The organism is Pseudomonas sp. P97.38 (assembly GCF_001269745.1).
Classification (GTDB): domain Bacteria; phylum Pseudomonadota; class Gammaproteobacteria; order Pseudomonadales; family Pseudomonadaceae; genus Aquipseudomonas; species Aquipseudomonas chlororaphis_E.
This window is the reverse complement of record NZ_LHVJ01000015.1, coordinates 115,126-136,173: the sequence shown is the minus strand read 5'-3', so window position 1 is coordinate 136,173 and position 21,048 is coordinate 115,126. Positions and strand designations below refer to the sequence as shown.

Below are 21,048 nucleotides of genomic sequence, written 5' to 3'. Positions count from 1 at the left end.
GGTGCGCCACCGGTTGTGTTATTTCGGTTTCTGGACCGGCAGGCTGCCATCCAGGTGTTTTGCCCCGCCGCTGGCGATCAGCTCCGCCAGCTCGGAAACGTCCAGCAAGGCGCACATGTGCTCGATCACCGTACCGGCCAGCCATGGCCGTTGCCCTCGATGGCTGCGCCACTTGATCTCGTTCGGATCCAGGCGCAGCGAACGGCTGACCTGGTGAACCGCCAATCCCCACTCGTACCCCTGCACCGAAATCACGTATTGCAGGCCCTGGCGAAAATCGTCGCGATAACGGTCCGGCATCACCCAGCGCGCGGTATCGAGCACCTTCAGGTTGCCGGCCTGGCTCGGCAGGATCCCAAGGAACCACTGCGGCTGGCCAAACAACGGCGTCAATTCCTGCCCGGCCAGGGAGTAGATCGACCCCAGGCACACCAGCGGCACCGCCAGGGTCAACCCGGCCACATCGAACAACAGACACTCGAACGGCTCGGCGGCCCAGCTCGGGCGGTCGTCGGTCGGCTCCGGCGGTGGCGGGCTGCTCGGCGGCAGGTGGACTTCCACCACCGGCGTCACCAGGCCCTGCAACAGCGGTGCAACCGTCGACACCGGCGCGAGGATCGGCGCGGGTGCGTCCATGACCTTCAGCGACGGCTTGACGAACGGTGCCTCGACCGCTGCGGCAACCACCGACGTACGGGCGTCACGAGCCTGCTCTTCGAGCACGGCCGCTTGAAACTCATCCAGCACACCTTCGGCTTCGACAGGCTCGGGCTCGGGCAACGCCTCGATCACGCTCGGCGACGGTGGTAATTCTTCGGTCGCTTCCTGCAACAGCCCGTCCAGGTAGGACTGCAGGGCCAGTTGGGGACGCGAGGTCGTCTTTATCGGGCGGTTCATTGGAAAAGTCCGCCACTTGAAAAGGTTATCGGCATGAATGCTGTAGGACTTGAGCGCTCACGAGTCGGCGCAATGCCTGTAGGAAACCTCGTCACGTTAAGCCACCTGCTGCGAAACGAGTTGCTGGGCCAACAAGTGCTTGAGCAGCGCCCGGTAAGCCAGCACACCGCGGCTCTTGCCATCGAACTGCGACGGGGTCACGCCGACGCGGCTGGCGTCCCGCAAGCGCGTATCGACGGGGATGTAGCCTTGCCAGATGTCATCCGGGTACTTGTCCCGCAGAACGCGCAACGTCCCCAGGGACGCCTGGGTACGGCGGTCGAACAGGGTCGGCACGATGTTGAACGCCAGCGATTGCTTGCGTGAACGGTTGACCATCGCCAACGTATTGACCATGCGCTCCAGGCCCTTGACCGCCAGGTGCTCGGTTTGCACCGGGATCACCAGTTGCTGGCTCGCGGCCAAGGCGTTGACCATCAACAGGCCCAGCAACGGCGGGCTGTCGATGATGGCGTAATCGAAATCCTGCCACAGCTGCGCCAGACTCTTGGCGATCACCAGGCCCAAGCCGCTCTGGCCCGGCGACTGGCGCTCCAGCGTGGCCAGCGCGGTGCTCGATGGCAACAGCGAGATGCTCTCGTGGCTGGTGGACAACAGCAACTGGCCCGGCAAGCCCTCGGGCACGGTGCCCTTGTGCAGGAACAGATCGAAGTTGCTGTGCTCCAGGCTATCGGGATCGTAGCCGAAATAGCTGGTCATCGAGCCATGGGGGTCCAGGTCGACGATGACCACGCGCTTGCCCGCCTCGGCCAGCAAGCCAGCTAGAGCGATGGAAGATGTGGTTTTGCCCACACCACCTTTTTGATTGGCGACTGCCCAGACTCTCATTCGGATCGTTCCTCCCGGCCGAAACAGGCTCGACCGAGAAATAGCTCGGTTATAAAGCGGGTGACGGAGAATTGACGGCGCTCCGCTGTCCCGGCGACTTGACCGCAGCCGGTGCAGTTTGTGTGCCAGCACGCTTCAACGCCGCATCCGGTGTTGCGTTGGCCGTCCCTGTTCCGGTCAGGCTACGGCGCACATCGAGGTTGCGCGACACCACCAGCACCACGCGACGGTTGCGCGCACGGCCCTCGGCGGTGGCGTTGTTGGCCACCGGCTGGAACTCGCCATAGCCCACCGACGCCAGGCGCCCGGGGTTCACGCCCTGCATTGCCAGCATGCGGACAATGCTGGCCGAACGGGCCGAAGACAGCTCCCAGTTGGTCGGGTACTGCGCGGTTCGGATCGGCTGGTCGTCCGTAAAGCCTTCGACATGGACCGGGTTGTCGAACGGCTTCAGGATCGCCGCGACCTTGTCGATGATGTTGAAGGCCATGTCGCTGGGCATTGCGTCGCCGCTGCCGAACAACAGACTGGAATTGAGTTCGATCTCGACCCACAACTCGTTACCGCGCACGGTCATCTGATTGGAATTGATCAGGTCACCGAACGCCGCGCTGATGTCGTCGGCAATGCTTTTCAATGGGTCGCTGCCACCGGCGATGCCGGCATCGACCTGTTCGGAATCCTTGACCAGCGGCTGGGCCGGGGTCGTGGTCTTGGGCCGCTCTTCGCCAATGGGGATGGGCTTGAGGGCGCGATCAGAGTCGGTGAAGACGCCGATCAGGGCCTCGGAAATGACTTTGTACTTGCCTTCGTTGACCGACGAGATCGAATACATGACCACGAAAAAGGCGAACAGCAGCGTGATGAAGTCGGCGTAGGAAACCAGCCAGCGTTCATGGTTGACGTGTTCTTCAGTGTGCCTGCGACGGGCCATGGTCCATTACTCCCATTAATCCATGAAGCCCTGGAGCTTCAACTCAATGGAGCGTGGGTTTTCACCTTCGGCGATCGACAGGATCCCTTCCAGCAGCATTTCGCGGTAGCGCGACTGGCGCAATGCGATGGATTTGAGCTTGGCGGCAATCGGCAGCAACACCAGGTTGGCGCTCGCCACGCCGTAGATCGTGGCAACGAAGGCCACGGCGATGCCGCTGCCCAGTTGCGATGGGTCGGCCAGATTGCCCATCACGTGGATCAAGCCCATCACCGCACCGATGATGCCGATGGTCGGCGCGTAGCCGCCCATGCTTTCGAATACCTTGGCCGCTTCGATGTCGCGGGCTTCCTGGGTGTAGAAATCCACCTCCAGGATGCTGCGGATGGCTTCCGGCTCGGCACCGTCCACCAGCAATTGCAGGCCTTTGCGCGAGTAACTGTCGGGTTCGGCATCGGCCACCCCTTCCAGGCCCAGCAAGCCTTCCTTGCGCGCGGTCAGGCTCCAGTTCACCACCCGGTCGATGCCGCCGGCCAGGTCGACACGCGGCGGAAACAGGATCCAGACCAGCACCTGGATCGCCCGCTTGAATGCACTCATGGGCGATTGCAGCAGCGCCGCGCCAATGGTGCCACCGAGCACGATCAACGCAGCCGGGCCATTGGCCAGGGCACCGAGATGCCCGCCTTCCAGGTAATTGCCACCGATGATGGCGACGAACGCCATGATGATGCCGATCAGGCTGAGCACATCCATTACAGGCATGCCTCGACCAAGTGTCGACCTATGTCATCCAGGCTGTACACCGCGTCGGCAAGATCGGCCTTCACGATGGCCATCGGCATGCCGTATATCACGCAACTGGCTTCGTCCTGGGCCCAGATCGCACTGCCGCCCTGCTTGAGCAGGCGTGCGCCCTCGCGCCCGTCGGCGCCCATGCCGGTGAGCACCACCGCCAGAACTTTGTCACCGTAGGACTTGGCCGCCGAACCGAAGGTAATGTCCACGCACGGCTTGTAGTTCAGGCGCTCGTCGCCCGGCAGGATTTTTACCGCGCCACGCCCGTCGACCATCATCTGTTTGCCACCCGGCGCCAACAACGCCAAACCTGGACGCAGGATGTCGCCATCCTCGGCTTCCTTGACGCTGATGTTGCACAGCTTGTCCAGACGCTCCGCGAAAGCCTTGGTGAACGCCGCGGGCATGTGCTGGATCAGCACGATGGGGGCCGGGAAATTGGCCGGCAATTGGGTCAGGACCCGTTGCAACGCCACCGGACCGCCCGTGGACGTACCGATCGCGACCAGCTTGTAGGCTTTGCGCTTGGGCGCCGCCGACGAGGCGCTGGCCGGGGCCGAACGAGTGGGGGCCGGGGCCGGCGCACTGCGCAGCGGTGGCGGGTTGAAGCTGCTCGAAGCGCTTGGCGCCGGCGCAGGGCTTGGCGCGGCGACAGGGGCCGGTGCCGGGGCGCTGTAGCCACCGACGCGGCGGTTGCTGCGCGAAATGCTGTGGACCTTCTCGCACAGCAACTGCCGGACCTTGTCGGGGTTGCGCGAGATGTCTTCGAAGTTTTTCGGCAGGAAATCCACGGCCCCGGCGTCCAGCGCATCGAGGGTCACCCGGGCGCCTTCGTGGGTCAGGGACGAGAACATCAATACCGGAGTCGGGCAGCGCTGCATGATGTGGCGCACGGCCGTGATGCCATCCATCATCGGCATCTCGTAGTCCATGGTGATCACATCCGGCTTGAGTGCCAGGGCCTGATCGATCGCCTCTTTGCCGTTGGTTGCCGTACCGACAACCTGGATACTCGTATCAGCCGAAAGAATTTCCGAGACGCGGCGGCGAAAAAAACCCGAATCGTCCACCACCAGGACTTTAACTACCATAAACACTCCGTTAGACGAGGCGCGGCCATGGACCGCCCTCCTCCAGAATCAAATACGCCGGGCGGCGTAGCGCTTGAGCATGCTGGGCACATCGAGAATCAGTGCGATACGGCCGTCGCCGGTGATGGTGGCGCCGGACATGCCCGGGGTGCCCTGGAGCATCTTGCCCAACGGCTTGATGACCACTTCTTCCTGGCCCACCAACTGATCGACGACGAAGCCGATCCGCTGGGTGCCCACCGAAAGGATCACCACGTGACCTTCGCCCTGCTCCTCGTGCGCCGCCGAACTGACCAGCCAGCGCTTGAGGTAGAACAGCGGCAATGCCTTGTCCCGTACGATCACCACTTCCTGACCGTCCACCACGTTGGTGCGCGACAGGTCGAGGTGGAAGATTTCGTTGACGTTCACCAGCGGGAAGGCGAACGCCTGGTTGCCCAGCATCACCATCAGGGTCGGCATGATCGCCAGGGTCAACGGGACCTTGATGACGATCTTCGAGCCCTGGCCCTTGGTCGAGTAGATATTGATCGAACCGTTGAGCTGGGAAATCTTGGTTTTCACCACGTCCATGCCCACGCCACGGCCCGACACGTCGGAGATCTCGGTCTTGGTGGAGAAGCCCGGGGCAAAGATCAGGTTGTAGCACTCGGTGTCGCTGAGGCGGTCGGCGGCATCCTTGTCCATCACGCCGCGTTTCACCGCGATGGAGCGCAACACGTTCGGGTCCATGCCCTTGCCGTCGTCGGAGATCGACAACAGGATGTGGTCGCCCTCCTGCTCGGCGGCCAGGATCACCCTGCCACTGCGGACCTTGCCCGCTTCTTCTCGCTCCTGCGGCGACTCGATACCGTGGTCGACCGCGTTGCGCACCAAGTGGACCAGCGGGTCGGCCAGGGCCTCGACAAGGTTCTTGTCGAGGTCGGTTTCTTCACCCACCAGTTCCAGGTTGATTTCTTTCTTGAGCTGTCGCGCCAGGTCGCGCACCAGGCGCGGGAAGCGCCCGAAGACTTTCTTGATCGGCTGCATCCGGGTCTTCATGACCGCGGTCTGCAGGTCGGCCGTGACCACGTCGAGGTTCGACACGGCCTTGGACATGGCTTCGTCCTGGCTGTTGAGGCCCAGGCGCACCAGGCGGTTACGCACCAGCACCAGTTCGCCGACCATGTTCATGATCTCGTCCAGGCGTGCGGTGTCGACCCGAACGGTGGTCTCGGCTTCGCTGGCGGGCTTTTCCGCTGGCGGTGCCGACGCGGCACGAGCCGGTGCTGGCGCGGCCGCGGCGGCTGGCTTGGCAGCGGGCGCAGGTGTCTCGGCCTTGGGTTCCGGCGCCTTGGCAGCCGGTTTCGGCGTGGCCTTGGCCACCGGTGCAGCCGTCGCAGCGCCAGCCCCCGTAGCGGAAGCCGTGCCGACTTCGCTGAATTTGCCTTTGCCGTGCAACTCGTCCAGCAGCGACTCGAATTCGTGGTCGCTGATCAGGTCGCTGCCGGCCGCAGCGGCGGCAGGTTGCGCCGGGCTTGGCGCCGAAGCGATGGCCGAATCCAGGGCGTCGACGGCAAAGGTACCCTTGCCATGCAACTGATCGAGCAAGGCTTCGAATTCGTCGTCGGTGATGTCCGAGTTGTCACCCGCCGCTTTCGGGGCGGCCGGGGCCGCTGCTGGCGCGACGGCATCGACGGCGAACTGGCCCTTGCCATGCAACTGGTCGAGCAATGACTCGAACTCGGCGTCGGTGATTTCATCGCTGGCAGCGGCATCACCTGCCGGTGCGGCAGCCGGAGCCGCCGGCGCCTCGGCCTGGGCCTTGGCGGCGCTCAGGGAGTCCAGCAGTTGTTCGAATTCGTTATCGGTGATGTCGCCCGATTCCTCGGCGACAGGTTCCTCGACGGCCGGTTCTTCAATGACCGGCTCGGCCACGGCAGCGGTTTCATCTGCCGACTGAGGCTCGGCCAGGCGCGACAGCGCAGCGAGCAGCTCAGGCGTGGCAGGGGTAATCGGCGAGCGCTCGCGCACTTCGCTGAACATGCTGTTGACCGCATCCAGCGCTTCAAGCACCACGTCCATCAGCTCCGAATCAACGCGACGCTCACCCTTGCGCAGGATGTCGAACACGTTTTCGGCAATGTGACAGCACTCCACCAGCTCGTTGAGCTGGAGGAAGCCGGCGCCTCCTTTTACAGTGTGGAAACCGCGAAAGATTGCGTTGAGCAGATCCGCATCATCCGGCCGGCTTTCCAGCTCGACCAATTGCTCGGACAGTTGCTCAAGAATCTCGCCAGCCTCAACCAGGAAATCCTGAAGGATCTCTTCATCGGCGCCGAAGCTCATTAATGGGGTGCTCCTAAAACAGGCTAAAATCCAAGGCTGGACAGCAAATCGTCCACATCGTCCTGACCGGACACAACGTCTTCTCTTTTATCGGCATGAATTTGCGGACCTTCACCCTGAGAGAGATGTTTTTGTGGATCTTTTTCAGCAAGCATCGCTTCACGGTCGTGTTCGATGCCCGCAAAGCGGTCGACTTGGCTGGCCATCAACACCAGCTTGAGCAAATTGCTTTCCACTTCGGTGACCAGTTGGGTCACGCGCTTGATCACCTGGCCGGTCAGGTCCTGATAGTCCTGGGCCAACAAGATGTCGTTGAGGTTGCTGGCGACGGCGCGGTTTTCGCTGCTGCTGCGCGTCAGGAAACCGTCGACCCGGCGGGCCAACTCGCGAAACTCCTCGGCCCCCACCTCGCGACGCATGAACCGACCCCAGTCGGTGCTCAAGGCCTGGGCTTCCTCGCTCAGGCCATTGACCAGCGGCGTGGCGCTCTCCACCAAATCCATGGTGCGGTTGGCCGCCGCTTCGGTCAGCTTGACCACATACCCCAGGCGCTCGGTGGCGTCGGTGATCTGCGAGACTTCCTCGGCCTGCGGCATACGCGGGTCGATCTGGAAATTGACAATCGCGCTGTGCAATTCACGCGTGAGCTTGCCCACTTCCAGATACAGACCACGGTCACGGGTCTGGTTGAGCTCATGGATCATTTGAACCGCATCGCCAAAACGGCCTTTTTCGAGGCTTTCGACCAGTTCACGGGCATGTTTTTTCAGGGTCGATTCGAAATCGCCCATTGAAGATTCGTTATCCATAGCTCCCCCCGGGGCGCCGTTAGCCGATGCGTTCGAAGATTTTTTCGATCTTCTCTTTCAACGCCTGGGCCGTGAAGGGTTTGACCACGTAGCCGTTCACACCGGCCTGGGCCGCTTCGATGATCTGCTCGCGCTTGGCTTCGGCGGTGACCATCAGCACGGGAAGGTGCTTGAGTTTTTCATCAGCGCGCACCTGGCGCAGCAGGTCGATGCCGGTCATGCCGGGCATGTTCCAGTCGGTGACCAGAAAATCGAAGTTGCCACTGTGCAACATCGGGAGCGCAGTGGTCCCGTCATCTGCTTCGGCCGTGTTGGTGAACCCAAGGTCACGCAACAGGTTTTTAATGATCCGCCGCATCGTTGAGAAGTCATCAACGATGAGGATTTTCATGTTCTTGTCCAATTCGACCTCCAAGCAGTCTTAAACGCGTCCAGCACCTGAACGCGCCATTTCAATCAATCCGGCACAACGCTCGACAACAGCGCGCAGCACAACGGGTGAGACCGTGCAGTACCTGCCGGCCTCGTTCGCAGCGCCCCCGCACTGCGTATCAGCGCGCTCGCCATTCCCCCAAACGCCCCCGCAAACGGGCTGCGCACTGGCTGTGTAACTGGCTGACCCGCGATTCGCTGACCCCCAGGACCTCACCGATTTCCTTGAGGTTCAGCTCTTCGTCGTAGTACAGCGCCAAGACCAGTCGCTCACGCTCCGGCAAATTGGCAATCGCTTCGGCCAGCGCGCTCTGGAAGCGTTCATCTTCCAGGTCACGCGATGGCTCCATGTGAGCACTCGCGCCATCCTCGTGCAGCCCTTCATGCTCGCCGTCCTGCAACAGGTCGTCGAAACTGAACAGGCGGCTGCCCAAGGTATCGTTCAAAATCCCGTAATAATCATCGAGACTCAACTGGAGTTCGGCCGCAACCTCGTGATCTTTAGCGTCACGCCCGGTTTTAGCTTCAATCGCACGGATCGCATCGCTCACCATGCGGGTATTGCGGTGCACCGAACGCGGTGCCCAATCGCCCTTGCGGACTTCATCGAGCATCGCGCCGCGGATACGGATACCGGCGTAGGTCTCGAAACTGGCGCCCTTGCTCGCGTCGTATTTGTTCGACACTTCGAGCAGGCCGATCATGCCGGCCTGGATCAGGTCCTCGACCTGGACACTGGCCGGCAGCCGCGCCAGCAAGTGATAGGCGATACGCTTGACCAGGGGCGCGTAACGCTCGATCAACTCGTACTGGGCGTCCCGTGCCGATTTCTTGTAGAGGTGGTTGTAACTGCTGGCTGTCATAGCACGGGCCCTGCTGTTTGTTGCACGAGACGCTCGACGAAAAATTCCAGATGCCCGCGCGGGTTGGCCGGCAGCGGCCAGCTATCGACCTTCTGGGCGATTGCCTTGAACGCCAGCGCACATTTGGAACGTGGAAAAGCTTCATAGACGGCACGTTGCTTCTGGACGGCCTTGCGGACACTTTCGTCGTAGGGCACGGCGCCGACGTATTGTAGGGCGACATCCAGGAAGCGATCCGTGACCTTGGTCAGCTTGGCGAACAGATTGCGTCCCTCCTGCGGGCTCTGCGCCATGTTGGCCAGGACGCGGAAGCGGTTCATGCCGTAGTCGCGGTTCAGCAGCTTGATCAGGGCATAGGCGTCGGTGATGGAAGTCGGTTCATCGCAGACCACCAGCAGCACTTCCTGGGCGGCCCGCACGAAACTGACGACCGAGTCACCGATGCCGGCCGCGGTGTCGATTACCAGCACATCGAGGTTGTCGCCGATGTCGCTGAACGCCTGGATCAGGCCCGCGTGCTGGGCCGGGGTCAGGTGAACCATGCTCTGGGTGCCGGAGGCGGCCGGCACGATGCGAATCCCGCCAGGCCCTTGCAACAGTACGTCGCGCAGTTCACAGCGGCCTTCGATCACGTCCGCCAGCGTGCGCTTTGGGGTAAGCCCCAGCAACACATCGACGTTCGCCAGGCCCAGGTCGGCGTCCAGCAGCATGACCCGTCGGCCAAGCTCTGCCAGAGCCAGGGACAAGTTCACTGACACGTTAGTCTTCCCGACGCCACCTTTGCCGCCGGTCACCGCGATCACCTGTACGGGATGCATGCTGCCCATGTTCGTTCTTTACCTTGTCTTACTTAGACGGAGGCCACATTACTGGCTGCGCGTTCACACGGAACAATGCATGGCAGACCATCGATGTAGGTACAAAAAATACTCATGATAACCTCAGCCGACCTGTTTGGATGGGCTGTGGTAGATATCAGCGAACATGTCAGCCATGGCTTCTTCGCTGGGTTCTTCCTGCATTTGCACACTCACGGCACGACTGACCAGTTGATGACGGCGCGGCAGATGCAGATCATCCGGGATCCGCGGCCCGTCGGTCAGGTAGGCCACCGGCAGTTCATGACCGATCGCCAGGCTCAACACCTCGCCCAGGCTTGCCGTTTCGTCCAGCTTAGTCAGGATGCAGCCGGCCAGCCCGCAGCGCTTGTAGCTGTGGTATGCGGCGGTTAGAACCTGTTTCTGGCTGGTGGTTGCCAACACGAGATAATTTTTTGACTTGATACCGCGCCCGGCCAGGCTCTCGAGCTGCAGGCGCAGGGCCGGATCGCTGGCTTGCAGGCCGGCGGTATCGATCAGCACGACGCGCTTGCGCAGCAAAGGCTCCAGCGCCTGGGCCAGGGACTGGCCCGGATCCACGTGGGTTACCGACACATTGAGAATGCGGCCCAGGGTCTTGAGCTGCTCCTGGGCTCCGATGCGGAAGCTGTCCATGCTCACCAGCGCAATGCTCTGGGCACCGTACTTGAGTACATAACGGGCGGCGAGCTTGGCCAGGGTGGTGGTCTTGCCCATGCCGGCAGGACCGACCATGGCAATCACCCCGCCCTCTTCCAGTGGCTCGACGTCCGGCGTGGCGATCATACGCGCCAGGTGCGCCAACAGCATGCGCCAAGCCTGGCGAGGCTCTTCGATCCCATTGATCAGTGCCAGCAGGTCGCGGGACAACGGACCGGACAGACCGATGCGTTGCAGGCGACGCCACAGGTTGGCCTGGGCCGGACGGCTGCCCTGCAACTGGTTCCAGGCCAGGGAGCCGAGCTGGACTTCCATCAGTTCGCGCAGGCTGTTGAGTTCAAAACGCATCGAGTCCAGGGCACGCGGGTCGACCCCGCGGGCTGGCGCGGCGGGCGCTGGCGCCGGACGACGCGGCTCGGCCTGGGTAGGCTCGATCAGCGGTTCAGCGGCAGTCAGCGGCAGGCCGGCGGTCAGTGGCTGACCGGCGAACAATTGACGATTGGTACCTGGCGCGGCCTCGCCTTCGCTGCTGCGCAGGCTCAGTTCGGCCTGGGCACTGGCGATGCGCGATTGGGTCTTGCGCAGCTCGTCCTCGAGTTCCATGTTCGGAACACGCGGGGCCAGCGCCGACAATTTGTAGTCCAGAGCCGCTGTCAGCTCGACACCGCCGGCGATCCGGCGATTACCGATGATGGCTGCTTCGGCGCCCAGCTCGTCACGAACCAGCTTCATGGCCTGACGCATATCGGCGGCGAAAAAACGCTTCACTTGCATAAACCACTACCTCAGCCGTTGGGCCCTACTGTCGCAACGATGGTCACTTGCTTGTTGTCCGGTATTTCCTGGTAAGCCAGCACATGCAGCCCCGGGACCGCGAGGCGCCCGAATCGCGAGAGCATCGCGCGAATCGGACCGGCCACCAGCAGGATCACCGGTTGCCCTTGCATCTCTTGCCGCTGGGCTGCTTCGATCAACGAACGCTGCAGCTTCTCGGCCATGCTTGGCTCCAGCAGAACACCCTCTTCCGAGCCTTGTCCTGCCTTCTGCAAACTATTGAGCAATATCTGTTCCAACCTTGGCTCCAAGGTGATCACAGGCAGCTCGGACTCAGTACCTACAATGCTTTGGACGATTGCGCGGGATACACCGACCCGCACCGCCGCCACCATCGCGGCGGTATCTTGACTCTTGGAAGCGTTGTTGGCGATGGCTTCGGCGATGCTGCGAATGTCGCGCACTGGCACTTGCTCGGCCAGGAGCGCCTGCAGGATCTTGAGCAGTTGCGACAGCGAAACCACCCCCGGCACCAACTCTTCGGCCAGCTTCGGCGAGCCCTTGGCCAGCACTTGCAGCAATTGCTGGACTTCTTCGTGACCGATCAGCTCGCTGGAGTGCTTGTACAGAATCTGGTTCAAGTGGGTGGCAACCACGGTGCTGGCGTCCACCACGGTATAGCCGAGGGACTGCGCTTGCGCCCGCTGGCTGATTTCGATCCACACCGCTTCCAGGCCGAAAGCCGGATCTTTGGCGGTGATGCCGTTGAGCGAGCCGTAGACCTGCCCCGGGTTGATCGCCAGCTCGCGATCCGGGTAGATCTCGGCTTCGGCCAGGATCACGCCCATCAACGTCAGGCGATAGGCACTCGGCGCCAGGTCGAGGTTGTCGCGGATATGCACGGTCGGCATCAGGAAGCCCAGGTCCTGGGACAGTTTCTTGCGCACGCCCTTGATCCGCGCCAGCAACTGGCCGCCCTGGTTGCGATCGACCAATGGAATCAGGCGATAGCCGACTTCCAGGCCGATCATGTCGATGGGCGTCACGTCGTCCCAACCCAGCTCCTTGGTCTCCAGGGCCCGCGCCGGCGACGGCAGCAGTTCCTGCTGGCGCTTGACCTCTTGCAGGGCCTGGATCTTCTGGGCGTTCTGTTTTTTCCAGAACAGGTAGGCACCGCCTGCTGCCAATGCGGCCATGCTCAGGAAGGAGATATGGGGCATGCCCGGCACCAGGCCCATCACCGCCATCAGGCCGGCGGCCACGGCCAGGGCCTTGGGCGAGGCGAACATCTGCCGACCGATCTGCTTACCCATGTCTTCGGAACCCGAGGCACGGGTCACCATGATCGCGGCGGCTGTGGATAACAACAGTGATGGCAATTGCGCCACCAAACCGTCACCGATGGTCAGCAAGGCGTAGACCCGGCCCGCATCGCCGAAACTCATGCCGTGCTGGAAGATACCGACCGCCATGCCACCGATCAGGTTGATGAACAGGATCAGCAGGCCGGCGATGGCGTCACCGCGCACGAACTTGCTGGCACCGTCCATGGAACCGTAGAACTCGGCTTCCTGGGCCACTTCCAGGCGACGTGCCTTGGCCTGGCTCTGATCGATCAGGCCGGCGTTGAGGTCGGCGTCGATCGCCATTTGCTTGCCGGGCATCGCATCGAGGGTAAAACGCGCGCTCACCTCGGAAATACGTCCGGCACCCTTGGTCACCACGACGAAGTTGATGATCATCAAGATGGCGAAAACCACGATACCCACCACGTAGTTACCGCCGATCACCACCTCGCCGAAGGCCTGGATCACCTTACCGGCGGCGGCATGACCGTCCTGGCCGTGAAGCATGACCACCCGGGTGGACGCCACGTTCAGCGCCAGGCGCAGCAACGTCGCCACCAGCAGGATGGTGGGGAACACCGCGAAATCCAGGGGGCGCAGGGCGTAGACGCAGACCAGCAACACCACGATCGACAAGGCGATGTTGAATGTGAAGAACACGTCCAGCAGGAACGGCGGCACGGGCAGCATCATCATGGCAAGCATGACCATCAGCAGCAGCGGCACCCCGAGGTTGCCTTGGCTGAGAGTCACAGCGTTGCTGCGCGCGGTGCTGAGTAGCTGAGAGCGATTCACCGATATTCCCCGTTTCTGTGAAGCAAACTTTTGACGCCCGGAACGAGCGCAAACGGGGCATTGCAAGAAGCTTTCCAACTTTTGTCAGGGTTAGCAACAGAGGCGCAGCGCGCGCCCACATCAGCCTTGGCCCGACTCAGGAATCACGCCGCAAATCCGGCGGAATCGGCAGGTCTTTCAGCGGCTCGGGGCGCTTGCCCTTGCCGGCGCGGTGCTGGCGGATCTGATAGACGTAGGCCAACACCTGGGCCACGGCCAGGTACAAGCCACCGGGGATTTCTTCTTCGAGTTCGGTGGAGTAGTAGATCGACCGCGCCAAGGCCGGGGATTCGAGCAGCATCACCTGGTTGGCGACGGCGATCTCGCGGATTTTCAAGGCCAGGAAGTCGCTTCCCTTGGCCAGCAACACAGGTGCGTTGCCTTTTTCGGGGTCGTACTTGAGCGCCACGGCGTAGTGGGTCGGGTTGGTGATGACCACGTCGGCCTCCGGAATGGCCGCCATCATCCGGCGCTGGGACACTTCGCGCTGCAGCTGGCGGATCTTTTGCTTGACCTCCGGCTTGCCCTCCTGCTCCTTGTACTCGTCGCGCACCTCCTGCTTGGTCATCATCAGCTTCTGCTTGCTCTGATAAAGCTGGATCGGTACGTCGATGGCGGCGATCAGGATCAGCCCGCAAGCCATCCACAACGTGCTCCACCCCACCAGTTGCACGCTGTGGATGATGGCCTGCTCCAGCGGCTCGTGGGCAATGGTCAGCAGGTCGTCGATGTCGCCCTGCAACACCGTCAATGCCACGGACAGGACCAACAGGAACTTGCCGAAGGCCTTGAGCAACTCCATCAGCGCCGAAGTGGAAAACATCCGCTTGAGGCCCGACAGCGGGTTCATTCGGCTGAACTTGGGCGCCAGGCTGCCGGCGGCGAACAGCCAGCCGCCCAGGGAAATCGGCCCGATGAAGGCCGCCAGCAGCAGGAAAATCAGAATCGGCTGCACCGCCAGGATCGCGATCTTGCCCGAGTGCAACAGGTACTGCGTCATTGCGCCGGGCGTGAGCAGTATTTCGCGAGGCAGGGAAAAGTTAAGGCGCATGATTTCCAGCAGGTCCAGGGCCAACCCACCCCCGTAGATCAACAGGCCACCGGCCCCGGCCAGCATGATCGCCAGGGTGTTGAGCTCCTTGGAGCGCGCAATCTCGCCCTTTTCCCGGGACTCGCGCTTGCGCTTCTCCGTGGGGTCTTCTGTCTTGTCCTGGCCACTCTCGCTTTCAGCCATGGTCAGCGCGCCTGTGCCATGTCACGTAGCAGCTGCAAGGCCTGGGTCGCCAGCGGCTGATACTGGTTGAGAATATCCCCCAGGCTGATCCAGAAGATCACCATGCCCAGCACCAGAGTCAGCGGGAAACCGATTGAGAAGATGTTCAGTTGCGGCGCCGCCCGGGTCATGACGCCGAAAGCGATGTTCACCACCAGCAGTGCGGTGATCGCCGGCAATACCAGCACCATCGCCGCACCCAGGACCCAACCGAGCTTGCCGGCGATCTCCCAGAAATGATTGACCAGCAGCGCGCTGCCCACGGGCATGGTGGTGAAACTTTCGGTCAGTACCTCGAACACCACCAGGTGCCCGTTCATGGCGAGGAACAGCAAAGTCACCAGCATGGTCAGGAACTGCCCGATCACCGCGCTGTTGACCCCGTTGGTGGGGTCGACCATGGAGGCGAAGGCCATGCCCATCTGGATTGAAATGATCTGTCCGGCCACGACGAATGCCTGGAAAAACAGCTGCAACGAGAACCCCATCAGGGCACCGATGAGGATCTGCTCGGCCACCAGCATCAACGCACTGAGGTCCAATGCGTGGACCGGCGGCATCGGCGGCAGGCCGGGAGCGATGACCACCGTGATCGCCAGGGCGAAATACAGGCGCACGCGCCGCGGCAACAGGGTCGTACCGAAGACCGGCATGCTCATCAGCACGGCGGTGACGCGAAACAGAGGCAGGACGAACGCCGCCACCCAGGAACTGATCTGGGTGTCGGTCAGCGCAAGCATCGACATCAGGTCAGCCGATCAACTGCGGAATACTGCCGTACAAACGCAGGATGTATTCCATGAAGGTTTGCACGATCCAGGGGCCGCCCACGATTAGCGTGACCAGCATCACCAGCAGGCGCGGCAGGAAGCTCAGGGTCTGTTCGTTGATCTGGGTCGCGGCCTGGAACATCGCCACCAACAAACCCACCAGCAGGCTGGGGATCACCAGGATGGCGACCATCATAGTGGTCAGCCAGAGTGCTTCGCGAAACAGGTCTACCGCAACTTCAGGCGTCATATCTTGCTATCCGCAGGGAAGGTCTAAACACCGCCGAAACTGCCCGCCAGGGTGCCAATGATCAACGCCCAGCCATCCACCAGCACGAACAGCATGATCTTGAACGGCAGGGAAATGATCAGCGGCGACAGCATCATCATACCCATGGCCATCAGCACGCTGGCGACCACCAGGTCGATGATCAGGAACGGGATGAAGATCATGAAGCCGATCTGGAACGCGGTCTTCAGCTCGGAAGTGACGAACGCCGGCACCAGGATGGTCAGCGGCGCCTGGTCCGGGCTGGCGATGTCGGTGCGCTTGGACAGGCGCATGAACAGCTCCAGGTCGCTGCTGCGAGTCTGGGCGAGCATGAAGTCCTTGATCGGCACCTGGGCCTTGGCAACCGCGTCCTGGGCGCTGAGTTTTTCCGCCAGGTAGGGTTGCAGCGCATCCTGGTTCACCCGATCGAACACCGGGGCCATGATGAACATCGTCAGGAACAGCGCCATGCCGGTAAGGATCTGGTTCGACGGTGTCTGTTGCAGGCCCAGGGCCTGGCGCAGGATCGAGAAGACAATGATGATCCGGGTAAAGCTGGTCATCAGCATGACGAACGCCGGGATGAAGCTCAGCGCGGTCATGATCAGCAGGATCTGCAGGCTGACCGAATATTCCTGGGCCCCATCGGCGTTGGTGCCCAGGGTAATCGCCGGGATCGACAGCGGATCGGCGGCAAAGACCGACGGCGCGGCGAACATCAAGGCCAGCGCCAACAGAATGCGCAACGGCATTACTTCTTATCCTTCTGGTCTTTGCCCAGCAGTTCCATGAGGCGCTGGGCAAACTCGGGGGAGGCCTGCTCGGTGGAGGGCAATTGCACCGGTTCCTTGAGGACATGCAAGGCGGTAATGCTGCCTGGACTCAGGCCAAGCAGGATCTGCTCGTTGCCGACCTGCACCAGCACCAGCCGGTCCCGTGGGCCGAGCGCGCGCGTGCTGACGATGTCGATGACCTGCCCCTTGCCCGCCGGGCCGGCCTGCTGCACGCGGCGCAGCAACCAGGCGAGGAAGAAGATCAGTCCCAGCACCAGCAACAGGCCGATCACCAATTGCGCCAATTGCCCGGCCACTCCGCTGCCACTGGCCGACGAAGCGGCCGCCGTGGCCACCGGCTCGGCCGCCAGCACGCTGAACGGCAGCATCAATGCAGCGCCAAGGAAACCTTTCACTCAGCGCAGCTTCTTGATGCGTTCGCTCGGACTGATCACGTCCGTCAGGCGAATGCCGAACTTCTCGTTGACCACCACCACTTCGCCATGGGCGATCAGCGTGCCGTTGACCAGGACATCCAGCGGCTCGCCCGCCAGGCGATCCAGCTCGATCACCGAGCCCTGGTTCAGTTGCAGCAGGTTGCGAATGTTGATGTCGGTGCTGCCCACTTCCATGGAGATCGACACCGGGATGTCGAGGATCACGTCCAGGTTCGGACCATCCAGGGTGACCTGTTCATTGCTCTTGGGCATGCTGCCGAACTCTTCCATCGGCAGACGGTTGGAAGCGTGTGCCCCCGTATCGGCCGCCAGCAGCGCATCGATATCGGCCTGCCCGGCGTTGCCGGTTTCTTCCAGGGCCGCAGCCCATTCGTCGGCCAGCGCCTGGTCATCCTGGGTATTCATATCGTCAGCCATCATGTGTCCTCGGCGGGCAAAAATTGGTTCAAAACGTAAAAGTCAGTAAAAAGGCTCAGCAACTTCGACACCGGTCAGCGGCGTTCGATCGGCTCGATCACCTGCAACGCCAGGTTGCCCTTGTGGGAACCCATCTTGACCTTGAAGGCCGGTACACCGTTGGCACGCATGATCATGTCTTCCGGCATCTCGACGGGAATGATGTCCCCCGGCTGCATGTGCAGGATGTCTCGCAGACGCAACTGGCGCCGGGCGACCGTCGCACCGATCGGCACGTCGACATCCAGCACGTCCTGGCGCAACGCGTTGATCCAGCGTTCGTCCTGGTCGTCGAGGTCCGATTGGAAACCGGCGTCGAGCATTTCTCGCACCGGCTCGATCATCGAGTAAGGCATGGTCACGTGCAGGTCGCCGCCACCGCCATCGAGTTCGATGTGGAAGGTCGAGACCACGATGGCTTCGCTCGGGCCCACGATGTTGGCCATGGCCGGGTTCACTTCGGAGTTGATGTACTCGAAGTTCACTTCCATGATCGCCTGCCAGGCCTCCTTCAAGTCGACGAAGGCCTGTTCCAGCACCATGCGCACGACCCGCAGCTCGGTCGGGGTGAATTCACGGCCCTCGATCTTGGCGTGACGGCCGTCGCCGCCGAAGAAGTTGTCCACCAGCTTGAACACCAGCTTGGCATCGAGGATGAACAAGGCGGTGCCGCGCAACGGCTTGATCTTCACCAGGTTGAGGCTGGTGGGTACGTAAAGCGAGTGCACGTACTCACCGAACTTCATCACCTGCACGCCACCGACGGCCACATCGGCCGAGCGGCGCAGCATGTTGAACATGCTGATGCGGGTGTAGCGGGCGAAACGCTCGTTGATCATTTCCAGGGTCGGCATGCGTCCACGAACGATGCGATCCTGGCTGGTCAGGTCGTAGCTTTTGACGCTGCCCGGTTCAGCAGCGTTTTCAGTCTGCACCAGGCCGTCGTCGACACCATGCAACAGCGCATCGATTTCGTCCTGGGACAACAGGTCCTGCACGGCCATGTCGTGTTCCTACTGCAATACGAAGTTAGTGAAGAGCAACTGTTCGATCACCACTTTGCCCAGTTCTTTCTGAGCCACTTCCTGGACGCTGGCCGTGGCTTTCTGGCGCAACATTTCCTGGCCGACAGGGGTGGCCAGGGTGTCGAAATTCTGTCCGGAAAACAGCATCACCAGGTTGTTGCGGATCAGCGGCATGTGCACCCGCAGGGCCTCCAGGTCGGCCTGGTTGCGCCCCATCAGGGTGATGCTGACCTGCATGTAGCGCTGGCGGCCATTCTGGGTGTAGTTGGCGACGAACGCAGGCGCCATGGATTCGAAAATGGCCGGTTGCTTACCGACGGGGGCGGCTTCGGCCACGGGAGCCGGCTTGCTCTGGGCCCCATGCATGAAATACCAGGTAGCCCCCACGGACACCCCGATCGCCAACAGCAGACCCACCACGATCATGATGATCATCTTGAGCTTGCCCTTGGTTGCCGGGTCTTTTACAGCTGCTGCTTCACTCTTCGCCATGCCAATAATCCGTCACTAATCGGGGGGTTCACGGTTGCCTGGCAAGGCAGGAGCAAGTGTTATGCCAGAAGCAATTTACGCCACCCGAAAACAACTGTGGGAGCGGGCTTGCTCGCGAAGGCAGTGCGTCAGATGACATGATTATCAACTGGCACACCGCCTTCGCGAGCAAGCCCGCTCCCACAAAAGGTTACCTCATCAGGTCAGGCGTAGTAATCGACCGCGCTGCTGCCGATCACACTGGTCGTACTGGCTGCCACTTCAGCCACGCCAGCCGGCAGGTGCTCATCCACCGACGCATCCGCACGACCGCCCGATGAGGTGGTACGTCCGGCCTGGGCCTGTTGCTGGGCCGGCTGGTCCTGATTGGGCGATCCTCGGGACTGATCGGACACGTTCACATCGACCTGCCCCATGCCCTGCTGGGTGAAGCTGTCCCGCAGGCGATGCAATTGGCCTTCGAGGGCTTCGCGAACGCCCGGGTGGGCACTCATGAACGTGACCTGGGTCTGCTGGTCCGGCACCATGTTCACACGGATATCCAGTCGCCCGAGCTCGGCGGGTTGCAACTGGATGTCGGCCGCCTTGAGATTGGCGCTCGACAGGTACATCACGCGGTTGACCACCTCTTCGGTCCAGCCATTCTGGTTCATGGCAATGGGCTGGTTGACCGGCACCGCGTTGGCCGTCTTGGGCGTCGCCGCCTGGGTCAGGGCCGCCAGGCGATTGGCGAAGTCGTCGACCCGCGTGTCGCTGGCCGCGCTGGTCAGGTCCTTGAGGCCTTCGTTGATCAAGCCGCCAAAGGCCTTTTCACCGCCCTGGCTGCCAGGGCTGGTGCTGTCCTGGTCAGCCTGCACGGTGAGCATGCTCGCCATGCCGGCGGCGAAGGTTTGCGCCGACGTCGGCTCGGCATCAAGCGCCGCCGGCGCGGCAGCCTTGGGCTGGGCTTGGCTCGCGGCGGAAACATGACCACCCTGCTCCATGGCCAACCGCAAGGCCGGCATCGCGTCGAGCGGGTCGGCTTGGGGATCGAACGCAGGGTCCGTCGCCGGATCCGCAGGCGGCGTGGTCAGCGCCTGCGAGACGACTGGAGCTACTACCGCAGCGGCCACCTGGGGATCCGCCGCCACCACTACTGGCGCGGGCTCAGGCGCGGTCGTCACCACGGGCGTGGTGACCTCCGGCAGCAATGTCGGATCAACCGGCGCAGCGTCAGCCACTGGCGCGTCGGTCGAATCTGCGGCGTCATCGCTCGCGACCTGGTCGTCGGCATCGGCGGTTTTGTCCGCGGGCAAGGGTTTGCCGCTATCGGCAACCGTCCGCTCGGGGGCGGCAGCGGTTTCGTTGCCGGCGTCCTTTTTGACGATGTTATCGGAAGACTTGTCGCGCATCGGTTTTACCGACGGTTCAGGGGCAGCCGATGACTTGGCGGGCGCCTGACGGGCGAAGACCTGAGCGAAGCTGGAGGCTCTATCCCCATTGTCCGGGGCCGCCGCCGGTGAATTGACGGCCGCCTGGGGCTTGGCCTGGGCAGTGGCCTGGAGCAGCGTATTAGGGGTGACAGGCATGAATATTTCTCCGCTGCACTGGATTCATAGGTACAGTCGGACAAGACAATGCAAGGGGCGGGCCAACGCTGAAGTGGCCGATAGATCTCAGCAGTGGAAGCCTTCGCGCTCTTCCCGGCAAAGATTGCGGACATGGGCAAATTCGCTGTCGATTTCGCTGACCAGCTTTTCGATACCCCCCAGCGACGGCTGTTTGGCACGCTGTTCCAGTTCGCCGCACAATTCGGCGAGGCGAATGGCACCCATGTTACTGCTGCTGCCTTTGAAGCTGTGGGCGGTGGCGCTCAGTTTTTCAGCGTCCCGGGCTTCATGCAGCACGCGCAAACGCGCCTCGGAGTCGTTGAGGAAGGTATCCAGCAGCTCCAGATAGCCCTCTTCCATGACTTCCTTCAACGTGCTGAGCACGTCGCGATCCAGATGAATCTCACTCACTTGTTCGCTCCCTGATCAA

At 62.2% G+C, this 21,048-nt stretch carries 22 protein-coding genes; all 22 read right to left on the bottom strand.

From position 1 onward, the window contains the following. Positions 1-18 precede the first annotated feature (18 nt). A complete protein-coding gene (locus tag AD664_RS10835; protein WP_042729128.1) occupies positions 19-897 on the bottom strand; it encodes a CheW domain-containing protein in 879 nt (292 codons plus the stop codon). Positions 898-993: 96 nt separating this feature from the next. Then, entirely contained in the window at positions 994-1,785 is a 792-nt protein-coding gene (locus tag AD664_RS10830) for a ParA family protein (RefSeq protein WP_042729127.1), read from the bottom strand. A gap of 49 nt (positions 1,786-1,834) precedes the next feature. Then, on the bottom strand, positions 1,835-2,719 hold the full coding sequence (motD, locus tag AD664_RS10825; RefSeq protein WP_042729126.1) for a flagellar motor protein MotD: 885 nt from the start codon (positions 2,717-2,719) through the stop codon (positions 1,835-1,837). Positions 2,720-2,734: 15 nt separating this feature from the next. Next, on the bottom strand, positions 2,735-3,475 hold the full coding sequence (locus AD664_RS10820; RefSeq protein WP_042729125.1) for a flagellar motor protein: 741 nt from the start codon (positions 3,473-3,475) through the stop codon (positions 2,735-2,737). Then, positions 3,475-4,608 (bottom strand): chemotaxis response regulator protein-glutamate methylesterase, encoded by a 1,134-nt coding sequence (locus AD664_RS10815; protein WP_053146488.1) that lies wholly within the window; start codon positions 4,606-4,608, stop codon positions 3,475-3,477. Before AD664_RS10815 ends, AD664_RS10820 begins: the two co-directional genes overlap by 1 nt. A gap of 48 nt (positions 4,609-4,656) precedes the next feature. Next, positions 4,657-6,936, bottom strand: a complete 2,280-nt coding sequence (locus AD664_RS10810) for a chemotaxis protein CheA (RefSeq protein WP_053146485.1) — start codon at positions 6,934-6,936, stop codon at positions 4,657-4,659. Positions 6,937-6,959: 23 nt separating this feature from the next. Continuing rightward, on the bottom strand, positions 6,960-7,745 hold the full coding sequence (locus tag AD664_RS10805; protein ID WP_042729122.1) for a protein phosphatase CheZ: 786 nt from the start codon (positions 7,743-7,745) through the stop codon (positions 6,960-6,962). 19 nt (positions 7,746-7,764) lie between these two features. Continuing rightward, positions 7,765-8,136: a chemotaxis response regulator CheY gene (locus AD664_RS10800; RefSeq protein WP_003199125.1), complete on the bottom strand. Its 372-nt coding sequence runs from the start codon at positions 8,134-8,136 to the stop codon at positions 7,765-7,767. A gap of 160 nt (positions 8,137-8,296) precedes the next feature. Then, entirely contained in the window at positions 8,297-9,040 is a 744-nt protein-coding gene (gene fliA / locus AD664_RS10795; RefSeq protein WP_042729121.1) for an RNA polymerase sigma factor FliA, read from the bottom strand. After that, positions 9,037-9,867 (bottom strand): flagellar synthesis regulator FleN, encoded by an 831-nt coding sequence (fleN, locus tag AD664_RS10790; RefSeq protein WP_042729120.1) that lies wholly within the window; start codon positions 9,865-9,867, stop codon positions 9,037-9,039. The genes fliA and fleN overlap by 4 nt, the downstream gene beginning before the upstream one ends. Before the next feature lie 114 nt (positions 9,868-9,981). After that, positions 9,982-11,331, bottom strand: a complete 1,350-nt coding sequence (flhF, locus tag AD664_RS10785; RefSeq protein ID WP_042729119.1) for a flagellar biosynthesis protein FlhF — start codon at positions 11,329-11,331, stop codon at positions 9,982-9,984. Between the two features lie 11 nt (positions 11,332-11,342). Further along, a complete protein-coding gene (flhA, locus tag AD664_RS10780) occupies positions 11,343-13,472 on the bottom strand; it encodes a flagellar biosynthesis protein FlhA (protein ID WP_053146483.1) in 2,130 nt (709 codons plus the stop codon). A 136-nt stretch (positions 13,473-13,608) separates the two neighbouring features. After that, positions 13,609-14,745 (bottom strand): flagellar biosynthesis protein FlhB, encoded by a 1,137-nt coding sequence (gene flhB / locus AD664_RS10775; RefSeq protein ID WP_053146482.1) that lies wholly within the window; start codon positions 14,743-14,745, stop codon positions 13,609-13,611. Between the two features lie 2 nt (positions 14,746-14,747). Then, positions 14,748-15,530: a flagellar biosynthetic protein FliR gene (gene fliR, locus AD664_RS10770; protein ID WP_047737628.1), complete on the bottom strand. Its 783-nt coding sequence runs from the start codon at positions 15,528-15,530 to the stop codon at positions 14,748-14,750. 4 nt (positions 15,531-15,534) lie between these two features. After that, a complete protein-coding gene (gene fliQ, locus AD664_RS10765; protein WP_042729115.1) occupies positions 15,535-15,804 on the bottom strand; it encodes a flagellar biosynthesis protein FliQ in 270 nt (89 codons plus the stop codon). A gap of 23 nt (positions 15,805-15,827) precedes the next feature. Next, on the bottom strand, positions 15,828-16,577 hold the full coding sequence (gene fliP / locus AD664_RS10760) for a flagellar type III secretion system pore protein FliP (protein ID WP_053146480.1): 750 nt from the start codon (positions 16,575-16,577) through the stop codon (positions 15,828-15,830). After that, positions 16,577-17,014 (bottom strand): flagellar biosynthetic protein FliO, encoded by a 438-nt coding sequence (gene fliO / locus AD664_RS10755; protein WP_053146477.1) that lies wholly within the window; start codon positions 17,012-17,014, stop codon positions 16,577-16,579. Before fliO ends, fliP begins: the two co-directional genes overlap by 1 nt. After that, on the bottom strand, positions 17,015-17,473 hold the full coding sequence (fliN, locus tag AD664_RS10750) for a flagellar motor switch protein FliN (RefSeq protein WP_042729112.1): 459 nt from the start codon (positions 17,471-17,473) through the stop codon (positions 17,015-17,017). 74 nt (positions 17,474-17,547) lie between these two features. Continuing rightward, entirely contained in the window at positions 17,548-18,516 is a 969-nt protein-coding gene (gene fliM / locus AD664_RS10745; RefSeq protein ID WP_003184019.1) for a flagellar motor switch protein FliM, read from the bottom strand. A 9-nt stretch (positions 18,517-18,525) separates the two neighbouring features. Next, a complete protein-coding gene (fliL, locus tag AD664_RS10740) occupies positions 18,526-19,029 on the bottom strand; it encodes a flagellar basal body-associated protein FliL (RefSeq protein WP_042729111.1) in 504 nt (167 codons plus the stop codon). 203 nt (positions 19,030-19,232) lie between these two features. Continuing rightward, the gene (locus AD664_RS10735; protein ID WP_053146475.1) at positions 19,233-20,597 is read right to left on the bottom strand and encodes a flagellar hook-length control protein FliK; all 1,365 of its coding nucleotides are present in this window, start codon (positions 20,595-20,597) and stop codon (positions 19,233-19,235) included. A gap of 87 nt (positions 20,598-20,684) precedes the next feature. After that, the gene (locus tag AD664_RS10730; protein WP_042731736.1) at positions 20,685-21,029 is read right to left on the bottom strand and encodes an Hpt domain-containing protein; all 345 of its coding nucleotides are present in this window, start codon (positions 21,027-21,029) and stop codon (positions 20,685-20,687) included. Between the last annotated feature and the right edge of the window lie 19 nt (positions 21,030-21,048).

Bases quoted from the DNA above. Each gene is read 5' to 3' on its own strand.
- AD664_RS10835 (WP_042729128.1), bottom strand. From the start codon at position 897: ATGAACCGCCCGATAAAGACGACCTCGCGTCCCCAACTGGCCCTGCAG.
- AD664_RS10810 (WP_053146485.1), bottom strand. From the start codon at position 6,936: ATGAGCTTCGGCGCCGATGAAGAGATCCTTCAGGATTTCCTGGTTGAG.
- AD664_RS10800 (WP_003199125.1), bottom strand. From the start codon at position 8,136: ATGAAAATCCTCATCGTTGATGACTTCTCAACGATGCGGCGGATCATT.
- fleN (WP_042729120.1), bottom strand. From the start codon at position 9,867: ATGGGCAGCATGCATCCCGTACAGGTGATCGCGGTGACCGGCGGCAAA.
- flhB (WP_053146482.1), bottom strand. From the start codon at position 14,745: ATGGCTGAAAGCGAGAGTGGCCAGGACAAGACAGAAGACCCCACGGAG.
- AD664_RS10805 (WP_042729122.1), bottom strand. From the start codon at position 7,745: ATGGATAACGAATCTTCAATGGGCGATTTCGAATCGACCCTGAAAAAA.
- fliQ (WP_042729115.1), bottom strand. From the start codon at position 15,804: ATGACGCCTGAAGTTGCGGTAGACCTGTTTCGCGAAGCACTCTGGCTG.
- flhF (WP_042729119.1), bottom strand. From the start codon at position 11,331: ATGCAAGTGAAGCGTTTTTTCGCCGCCGATATGCGTCAGGCCATGAAG.
- fliR (WP_047737628.1), bottom strand. From the start codon at position 15,530: ATGTCGATGCTTGCGCTGACCGACACCCAGATCAGTTCCTGGGTGGCG.
- AD664_RS10735 (WP_053146475.1), bottom strand. From the start codon at position 20,597: ATGCCTGTCACCCCTAATACGCTGCTCCAGGCCACTGCCCAGGCCAAG.
- motD (WP_042729126.1), bottom strand. From the start codon at position 2,719: ATGGCCCGTCGCAGGCACACTGAAGAACACGTCAACCATGAACGCTGG.
- fliA (WP_042729121.1), bottom strand. From the start codon at position 9,040: ATGACAGCCAGCAGTTACAACCACCTCTACAAGAAATCGGCACGGGAC.
- AD664_RS10830 (WP_042729127.1), bottom strand. From the start codon at position 1,785: ATGAGAGTCTGGGCAGTCGCCAATCAAAAAGGTGGTGTGGGCAAAACC.
- AD664_RS10820 (WP_042729125.1), bottom strand. From the start codon at position 3,475: ATGGATGTGCTCAGCCTGATCGGCATCATCATGGCGTTCGTCGCCATC.
- fliL (WP_042729111.1), bottom strand. From the start codon at position 19,029: ATGGCGAAGAGTGAAGCAGCAGCTGTAAAAGACCCGGCAACCAAGGGC.
- fliM (WP_003184019.1), bottom strand. From the start codon at position 18,516: ATGGCCGTGCAGGACCTGTTGTCCCAGGACGAAATCGATGCGCTGTTG.
- fliN (WP_042729112.1), bottom strand. From the start codon at position 17,473: ATGGCTGACGATATGAATACCCAGGATGACCAGGCGCTGGCCGACGAA.
- fliP (WP_053146480.1), bottom strand. From the start codon at position 16,577: ATGCCGTTGCGCATTCTGTTGGCGCTGGCCTTGATGTTCGCCGCGCCG.
- AD664_RS10815 (WP_053146488.1), bottom strand. From the start codon at position 4,608: ATGGTAGTTAAAGTCCTGGTGGTGGACGATTCGGGTTTTTTTCGCCGC.